The 7,304-nt window shown below is 60.1% G+C and carries 10 protein-coding genes and 2 pseudogenes; 3 read left to right on the top strand and 9 right to left on the bottom strand.

From position 1 onward, the window contains the following. The 7 genes and pseudogenes from ACE04I_RS17690 to ACE04I_RS17660 all read right to left on the bottom strand — a co-directional run. Window positions 1-744: pseudogene (locus ACE04I_RS17690) on the bottom strand (EscN/YscN/HrcN family type III secretion system ATPase); the annotation flags it as partial. Then, window positions 741-1,331, bottom strand: coding sequence for a type III secretion system stator protein SctL (sctL, locus tag ACE04I_RS17685; RefSeq protein WP_046796843.1), 591 nt, complete (start codon window positions 1,329-1,331; stop codon window positions 741-743). The gene sctL and the pseudogene ACE04I_RS17690, both read right to left, overlap by 4 nt. Next, window positions 1,328-1,915, bottom strand: a complete 588-nt coding sequence (locus tag ACE04I_RS17680; protein WP_046796844.1) for a hypothetical protein — start codon at window positions 1,913-1,915, stop codon at window positions 1,328-1,330. Before ACE04I_RS17680 ends, sctL begins: the two co-directional genes overlap by 4 nt. Beyond that, window positions 1,912-2,736 carry a type III secretion system inner membrane ring lipoprotein SctJ gene (gene sctJ, locus ACE04I_RS17675; RefSeq protein WP_487207398.1) on the bottom strand — a complete coding sequence of 275 codons (825 nt, stop codon included), beginning with the start codon at window positions 2,734-2,736 and terminating at the stop codon, window positions 1,912-1,914. Before sctJ ends, ACE04I_RS17680 begins: the two co-directional genes overlap by 4 nt. After that, complete coding sequence (locus ACE04I_RS17670; RefSeq protein ID WP_487207397.1) at window positions 2,736-3,188, bottom strand: hypothetical protein; 453 nt, start codon at window positions 3,186-3,188, stop codon at window positions 2,736-2,738. The genes sctJ and ACE04I_RS17670 overlap by 1 nt, the downstream gene beginning before the upstream one ends. A 38-nt stretch (window positions 3,189-3,226) precedes the next feature. Next, window positions 3,227-3,442 (bottom strand): hypothetical protein, encoded by a 216-nt coding sequence (locus tag ACE04I_RS17665; RefSeq protein ID WP_046796846.1) that lies wholly within the window; start codon window positions 3,440-3,442, stop codon window positions 3,227-3,229. A gap of 54 nt (window positions 3,443-3,496) precedes the next feature. After that, window positions 3,497-4,195, bottom strand: coding sequence for a secretin N-terminal domain-containing protein (locus ACE04I_RS17660; protein ID WP_487207396.1), 699 nt, complete (start codon window positions 4,193-4,195; stop codon window positions 3,497-3,499). 300 nt (window positions 4,196-4,495) lie between these two features. Here ACE04I_RS17660 and ACE04I_RS17655 point away from each other — a divergent pair, with 300 nt between their 5' ends. Then, window positions 4,496-4,723 (top strand): hypothetical protein, encoded by a 228-nt coding sequence (locus ACE04I_RS17655; RefSeq protein WP_046796847.1) that lies wholly within the window; start codon window positions 4,496-4,498, stop codon window positions 4,721-4,723. Between the two features lie 331 nt (window positions 4,724-5,054). Here the strand turns inward: ACE04I_RS17655 and ACE04I_RS17650 are convergent, their stop codons facing one another. Continuing rightward, window positions 5,055-5,324 carry a hypothetical protein gene (locus tag ACE04I_RS17650; protein WP_487207395.1) on the bottom strand — a complete coding sequence of 90 codons (270 nt, stop codon included), beginning with the start codon at window positions 5,322-5,324 and terminating at the stop codon, window positions 5,055-5,057. A gap of 590 nt (window positions 5,325-5,914) precedes the next feature. Here ACE04I_RS17650 and ACE04I_RS17645 point away from each other — a divergent pair. Beyond that, on the top strand, window positions 5,915-6,142 hold the full coding sequence (locus ACE04I_RS17645; protein WP_487207394.1) for a hypothetical protein: 228 nt from the start codon (window positions 5,915-5,917) through the stop codon (window positions 6,140-6,142). A 33-nt stretch (window positions 6,143-6,175) separates the two neighbouring features. On the opposite strand, the pseudogene ACE04I_RS17640 reads toward ACE04I_RS17645, so the two are convergent. After that, a pseudogene (locus ACE04I_RS17640) lies at window positions 6,176-6,440 on the bottom strand (transposase domain-containing protein); the annotation flags it as partial. A gap of 579 nt (window positions 6,441-7,019) precedes the next feature. Here ACE04I_RS17640 and ACE04I_RS17635 point away from each other — a divergent pair. After that, window positions 7,020-7,259 (top strand): DUF378 domain-containing protein, encoded by a 240-nt coding sequence (locus tag ACE04I_RS17635; RefSeq protein ID WP_046796850.1) that lies wholly within the window; start codon window positions 7,020-7,022, stop codon window positions 7,257-7,259. The last annotated feature ends 45 nt before the right edge of the window (window positions 7,260-7,304 follow it).

Raw genomic sequence — 7,304 nt, 5'->3', positions numbered from 1 at the left:
GGGGGCCGCGACATAGGCGGCCTTGACGCGCTCGATGGCCGGGCGATCCGACGTCGCCACCACGGTGACGGCTTTTTTGCGCGCCCGCGCACTCAGTTGCACATCGACGAATTCCCGCACTTCGCGGCCGCGTTCGCCGATCAGGCCAACGACGATCACGTCCGCCTCGGTGCCGGCGACGATCGAGGCAAGGAGTGACGACTTTCCCACCCCCGGCTCGCCGAAAATGCCGACGCGCTGACCGCGGGCTACGGTCATCAACCCATCGATCGCACGCACGCCAAGGCACAATGGATGCTCGATGATGTCACGCTCCAGCGCATGCGGCGGATCGGCCTGCACGGGATAGGTCTCCGTAGTGGCCGGAATCGGCGAACCGGCATCGAGCGCACGCCCGAGCGGATCGATCACCCGCCCCAGCAGAGCCTCGCCGACCGGCACCCGCAAGGCCCGCCCGGTCGGGATGACTTCGGCACGCGCGGACATTCCCTCCAGATCCCCGATCGGAGAAAGCACCGCACGCTCGTCCTCGAAGCCTATGACTTCGGCCGGTACCTGCCGCCCGGTCACCGGATCGCGCAGATGGCAGAGCTCGCCGATCCGCGCTTGCGGCAGACTGGCATGAACGATGACGCCGCGGATCTCGCGAACCCGGCCGCGCGTCGGGCGCGTATCGACGGAGGACACCGCCAGCGACAGACGCGGCAGAATGGGATCGAGATCGGAGCGGCGCATCTGGTTCATGCGCCGCTCCGGCCCTGTTCGCTCATGGCGGCGCGGATCGCATCGAGTTGCGCATCGATACCGACATCAATGCTCGTCGCAGGCGTCGTCACCATGCATTGCCGCGCCGAAAGATGCCGGTCGGCAGAGATACGAATGGTCATACCCGTCGGGCCAATCGCAGCCAGATGCTGCTGCACGTCGCCCACCAGCTCGGGCGCGACATTTACGACGACGGCATTTTCCTCGCGTAGGGCTTCCAGCGCCTGGCGCGCCGCACGCGCGACAAGTTCGGCGTCGCCGATCGTGCCGATCACCCGTTCGACGATCTCCATGGCCAGCGCCGCCACCATCGGCTCGACCGATGCGAGATAGCGTTCGACATCCGCCTGGGTGCACATGAGGAGGGCCGCGGCTTCTGCCTCGCCGGACTTGCGTCCTTCCTGACGTCCCGTTTCACGCGCCTTGGCAACTTCGTCTTCGGCGGTCGAACGAATGGCCGCAGCCTCGGCCTTTGCCCGCTCCAGGAACGCGAACCCGTCAATCCAACTGGCTGCGTCCTCCGCCCGGATGATACGAGCGAGCGGCCGGTTCGGCATTTCCGTCATGCGCCAAGGCCCGCAACGGACGCTAGGCGTCGCAGAATAACCGGCCCCCGTTCGATAACATAGGCATCGTCGGTCGACGGTACGGCGTGGTCGTTCGGCCATTTCAGGCATACCCGCCGCGACAATGGCGCCGGCAAAGCCGCAATCCAGGCGGCAAGGCACGCTTCGCCATCGAGGCTCACGGCAGCTTCCAATCCGTCGAGATCGATCGCCGGCGGTCGATTGCCCGCAAGGTCCACATGCCGGCGGGCGTCTTCGAGCGCGCCTGGGCCGAATCGTTCGGCCAGGGCGGCCAGCACCGGCCCCCGGATTTCCCGAAGAAATTCTCGGGCGCGAAGAATGACGCCCGCACGCACGGCGAGCCGTTCGAGTTCGTCGCGCGAAAGAGCGACAAGGCCCTGATCTTCTGGTGCACCGCTGCCTTCGTCCATCTCGGTCAGATCGTAATGTCGGTGCAGCACGCCGGCGAGGCGCCCCGCGAAACGTGGCTCGGCCGTCAGTCTTTTCGGCAGGCCGGTGGCGCCGACCGTGCGAAAACAGGCCGCCATACGATCCGGATGCAGATCTGCCGGCATCTCGCTCATCGGTAGCTCTCTAGCTCATAGGTGCGCTGACCGCGCTGGCGCCAGATTACCGCTGCCAGCGCGCCGGCGAGCGCGACCACGAGGAAGGCGAGGCCGCCAATGATCCACATCGCGCGGGATACGCTGGTTTCCAGCATCCAGAGGCCGAGGAAGGCGACCATCGGTTGCGTGGCCGAAGCCGGCTGCGTGACAGGTGCGGCCACAGGCACGACCGAGACCTTGTCATAGGAAAGGCCGGCGATACCATTGGCGACCAGCGTCTTGATCTGTGGAATGAGCGGATCGATCTTCAGGCCAGACTCATGTCGGATGAAGACCGAAGCGGAGGACGGCGAAGCTTCGCGGCGCAGCGGATCATTGTCCGGCAGCACGATATGGATGCGTGCGGAGAGAACGCCATCAATCTCCGAAACCGTCTTCGAAAGTTCTTCCGACAGCGCATAGAGCATCTTGGCGCGCTCCTGCATCGGCGAGGCGACCAAGCCCTCCTGCTGGAAGACTTCGCCCATGGTAGCAAATGCCTGCTTCGGCAGGCCGGCATCTTCGAGCACGCGTACCGCCTCGGAGAAGCGGTCGCGATCGACGACCACCTTCATGCGGCCGTCCTCCTGCAGCATGCGGCTCGCCGGAATGCCGTTCCGCTGCAGGGTTGCGATCATGGAATTAGCTTCGCGCTCGGCAAGATTTGTATAGAGATCCTCCTGGCAGCCGGATAGAACCAGCGCACACAGGATAAGCGCCGCGCCTGCGAGCTTGCGCAATGGCGCAAGCACCAAGGGTGCGGCCAGGGAGGTAGTTAGCCCCGAAATACGCGCGTTCATCACTGGCCGCGCAACAGAGTATTCGCTGCGCCCGATACCTGGGTCGTACCGCGCACCACGAGCTGCGTCTCGATCGAATGATCGAACATCATGCTGAGCGACTGGATGACTTTGTCCATCTGGCTTTGGTCGACCGGGATTGCCGAATTCCGCGTCTGCGAAAGATCGGCCAAGCCAGCGCCCTTCGAGCCGGCGCTGACGAGCTCTCCGCCCGTCGCCTGCGGCGTGCGCTGCGTCAGACTGCTCGCACGCTCGGCAAAGCTGCCGCTGCGCTCGAAAAAGCCCTTGAGGTTCTGCAGCATTTCCTGGCCGAGCTGCGCCGGTCCAGCACCTTCCGGCAGAGCTTTGGCTTGGGCTGCGACGTGTTCGAACAGGTTCTGGGTCGCCTGCGGCAACACATCCTGTACTGCTGTCGGCTGCTGCACGCTCGCAGCCACGATCGGTGTCGTCATGACTTTCCCTCCAAAAGGAGCACCTAGTTCTCAGACGATTATTCGTCGGACATCGCTTCGTTGAGAATGTCGTTGGCGCGCGGCATGATGATCATCTGGCCACCGATGGTGATGGCGCCCTCGATCATCATCTCTTCCATCTCGGGCGTCATCTCGCCGCTCTGCGCGTTGTTCAGGGCCGCATCAAAAGCGGCTTCGCCGTTGGTCGTCGAAAACGAACCGGAATCCACTCCGGAAACAGGGGTCATTGCCATGCGTTGCTCCTCTTTTTTAGGCTAGGTGACAAGCGAAAGCGCCTTCCACCCGTCTCAAGGTCGAGCCGCCCGCGCCTTGCGGGCAGCATTCTCACGATCCGAACCGGACTGGTCGGCCTCTGTCGGCCCGGTCGAGACGACTTCCGTCATCACGCCGCCGCGAAACACACGCACGCGCGGATCGTCACCGGAAACGACCGGTTCGGGCTGCATGCGCTCCACGAGCTGTCCGACGACATTGATGTAAGCAGGTGGTCCTGACACTGTTATGACATTTCCGTTGCGCGCCGCGCGGAGCGAGAAACGTTCATCAGCCAGACCCAGTTCGCGCATCTCGCTCGCCACCGCCTCGCCGCGCAGGCGACCGGCATCGAGAACGCGCGTCACGAATTCCTTGTCCGCGCTGACATGCAGCACGGAACCGTCGAAATACCAGGTCAGGCCATTGGCGCCGGCCAGGCGCTCCATGAAATCGCCGGCCGTCCTGGCCTCGATTCGTCCGCGGACACGGCCGTTGACGGCATCGGACAGCACCACGGGCAGGCCAAGGTTGCGTCCGAACTCGGTGAGTGCGACCCGCACGTCCTGATCGAGAACGACGTAATTATAGGGGGAATTGAACCATGCCGGCGCAGCATTGGCCGGGGCGGCAAAGCCGGCAAGAGCAATCATCGCGCTTGCGGCAAGATACAGCCTTGCTCCCGAAAAAACGGGCTTGGCCCGCCAGGAAACGGCAGCGGTCGTCTTCCACACGGAAAAAGGCGAGATCCAAAACCCCATGCTTAAAGGCTAGCGGATCGAACCGCCCGAATGAACCGGCCAATATGAAATTTTGATGAAATTTCACCCTCTCCGGAGACCTTAAAACGCTGGAGCGAGCCCAAGCTTTGGGTACGGCACTTTTCTGACAAGAGCGAGACCCGCACCTGAACCGCGACGGTTGCCCTCTAAAGAAGCTCAGCACGGACAGCCGCCTATGCCATGTCGGCTACAAGCGCACTTCCGATAGTGCTAAGCTGTTTATATGCAGTCTATGAGGGAGGCAGTCGGGCGATGAGCTGGAAGTCGAAAGTGATTGGGTGCTTTGGGAATGTGGACTCTTCTTCTCGCACTCTTGATGAAGGAAACGCGCGAGATCTCATTCTCGAAGCCAAGATCGCAGGAGCGAGTTTCGAGGAACTCGAACGAGAAATGGTTTGGAACCTATATCGCAAGGGCGCCACACGCGAACAGATGGATAAGCAGATCGATCACGCCCGCCGGCTCTGGTCTCCTTCGTGAGCGGCGAGAGCAGGCTAGCTTTAATCATCGACGAGCATCGCAAGTGTGCTGTGGTCCGATGCGCGCTTCCAGCAAAGCAAATGATAAAGAGAACGGATCCGCAGATCATCCATGGGACGTGGAGATCGATCCGCGGTGCCGTCGAACTTCCTTACGAGCTCGACGAACGTCATCATCACGTTGCCTAATTGCTCGTCACCGCGAGAAGCTATCGATCCGCGCCCGCCACAGCTCCAAGATTGAAGGCCATGTTCGAAAGCTTGAGCCTTGTGTTCGAGCGCAGCTATCCTGGACCGCGGTCCGCAGCTCCCCTTTCATCGTGCCTGTCAGCTCAACGCAGCACGTTGCCAGCTTGATCTATGTACAAGACGACCGATATCATTGCCGAAAGATGGCCATAGCTTCCACGACCGCTTACGGAGTGCCTACCGAAATGCTCGTCGATCACGTCCAACTGCTTCAGCCGATCGAGCCGGATCAATTGGAGATGTTGCAAAGAGTATTCGATCGCGCGTGTGAAGCCAAACTTGCCAGCAAGCGCACAGTCGAAGCCACCGAATTGGCCGCCCAGATCATTAGCTTCTATCAGCATGGCGTTCATGGAGAGCATCAGCTCTACGTATTGGTCGCAGGAGACTGATCGACGGAGCCATCTTTTGGATTCGTCGGATCGAACAATGCAGCCTCAGGTTTATTCCCCACCATCAAAAGTATGTGTCTGACTGTCCTGGATGAAGGCGTGAAGGTTACTTCTTTCATAGCTTTGCCATGCCATTGGCCAGTGTTTGATAGGTGTCGTCCTCCTTGCAGCCTGATACCTACGATCCAAAGGAGTAACGAGGCGGCTCGTTTCCACTATTTTGAGGGATTGTCGCGATTCTATTTCTGGGAGAGCATGCCATTGCCGTTCCCAAACCCTAACCCGAGCGGCAAGAGGGGTCCGAATCCTGCTTCGCAGCTTGGTCGGGCCTCTTTTTATATGTGTTGGTGCAGACGTCGGTGCATAGCAGTATCCTATAGAATGTAAGGAAACACACGGTGTCCTGCCGCCAAGGCGTTGACCAACAGCCACAACAGGTCAGTTTGGTAGACACATGCTCCTCGCGGAGCGAATTGCCTTGGTTTTACCTTCCTGCGGACATCAGCGCTTCTTATCGGCGTGCGAATCTGAGAGCTGAAAAGGAGGCGATCATGCCGGAAATGACAGCCGAAGACATGCTGAACGATGCCGTGATCGGCCAGGTTTTGCGAGCCGATGGAATCGATCCACGCTGGTTTGCAGCGTTTTTAGAGGTTTCAGCAACCCGATACCTATCAGGATTGGGGCGTGCCTTCGAGCTGCCTGCTCCGAACGAGGCCATTGTCGATGATGTTGTTTTGCCCAAGGTGTGCAATGCACAATATGGCTGCCCCCACTAAAGAGTATAAACACCACAGCTGATATCGAATGCGCTAAAGGTGGGATCGGAGGAGACGGAAGTTCTGACGGCAATCATCGAGGTACGGACAGGTGACCGGCATGTCGGCGATGCTTGCGAGAACGTCGACAAGCCATGCCCGCGGATCGATGTCGTTGAGCGTTGCCGTCATGATCAACGTGACCATGAACGCGGCACGGCCAGCGCCGCGATCCGATTAGGCTTCTTGCCGGGCGCGAGCCCCGCATCGCTCGCTCAGCAGCATTATTCGTCAGACAAAACCTGCCGACCTCCAAAAAAATATCGCATAAACCCGGGAGCAACCGTTGCAGTCGATTTGACGGCTGGGTTGAACGAGTAAAAGCGTTGGTTATATTCGTCCGATGCCCCTTCAGACCTGCGAGCTTTTACCATCATCCTGGTTTTCGCGGCAATGGTATGCGGCCTCGTTTTCGCCATTTCCGCGTGGATGACCGATTCCACAGGTAACGTTGATACGAAGAGCAGCGTCACCAACCCACCGCACTAAACGAGGCTACCTAGTTGCGGCCGCGCAGTTAATCTACTCGCGCCATGCCGATCTTTCGAGGAAGTTCTTCTCCGCGGTCCTTGCCATATCGCTGACGAGCCACAGGGAGGTCTCATCGATGAAGGCTTGTTGTTGGCGGTCTCTGCCAGCATCATGACCACGAACCGCGCGTGGTCGTCTCATAGCGGTTCTGATGCGGTCGAGCGCGCCTATTGCAAAGATTACTTCGGCCCCGGGTGGTTCATGCGGCCCTCGCCCCGGTAAAGATCACGAATGATTGCGCAGTACCCGTGGAACGCGCGAGCCGCAGCAACGTTGGGTCGATTATAAGCACGCAAAGGAAGAAGAAATGCACGCGCTCAACCTCGTCACCCTTTTGCTGATCATCATCGGTGGCATCAGTTGGCTTTTCGTCGGCCTCTTTCAGTTCGACCTTGTAGCCACGTTGTTCGGTGGTCAGGAAGCTATCCTTTCTCGGATCGTCTACGTCCTGGTCGGCCTCTCCGCCGTGTACCAGCTCATCCCGTTCTCCAGAGCCATCTCGATCGGCGAACCTGCTGCGGAAGGTTCTCTTGGTCATCGCCATTGAAATGGATCGGAATCATCGAGACCGCAGGATCCGTTCCTGCGGTCT

Source organism: Rhizobium moroccans, assembly GCF_057559155.1.
This window is presented reverse-complemented; position numbering and strand designations above follow the sequence as displayed.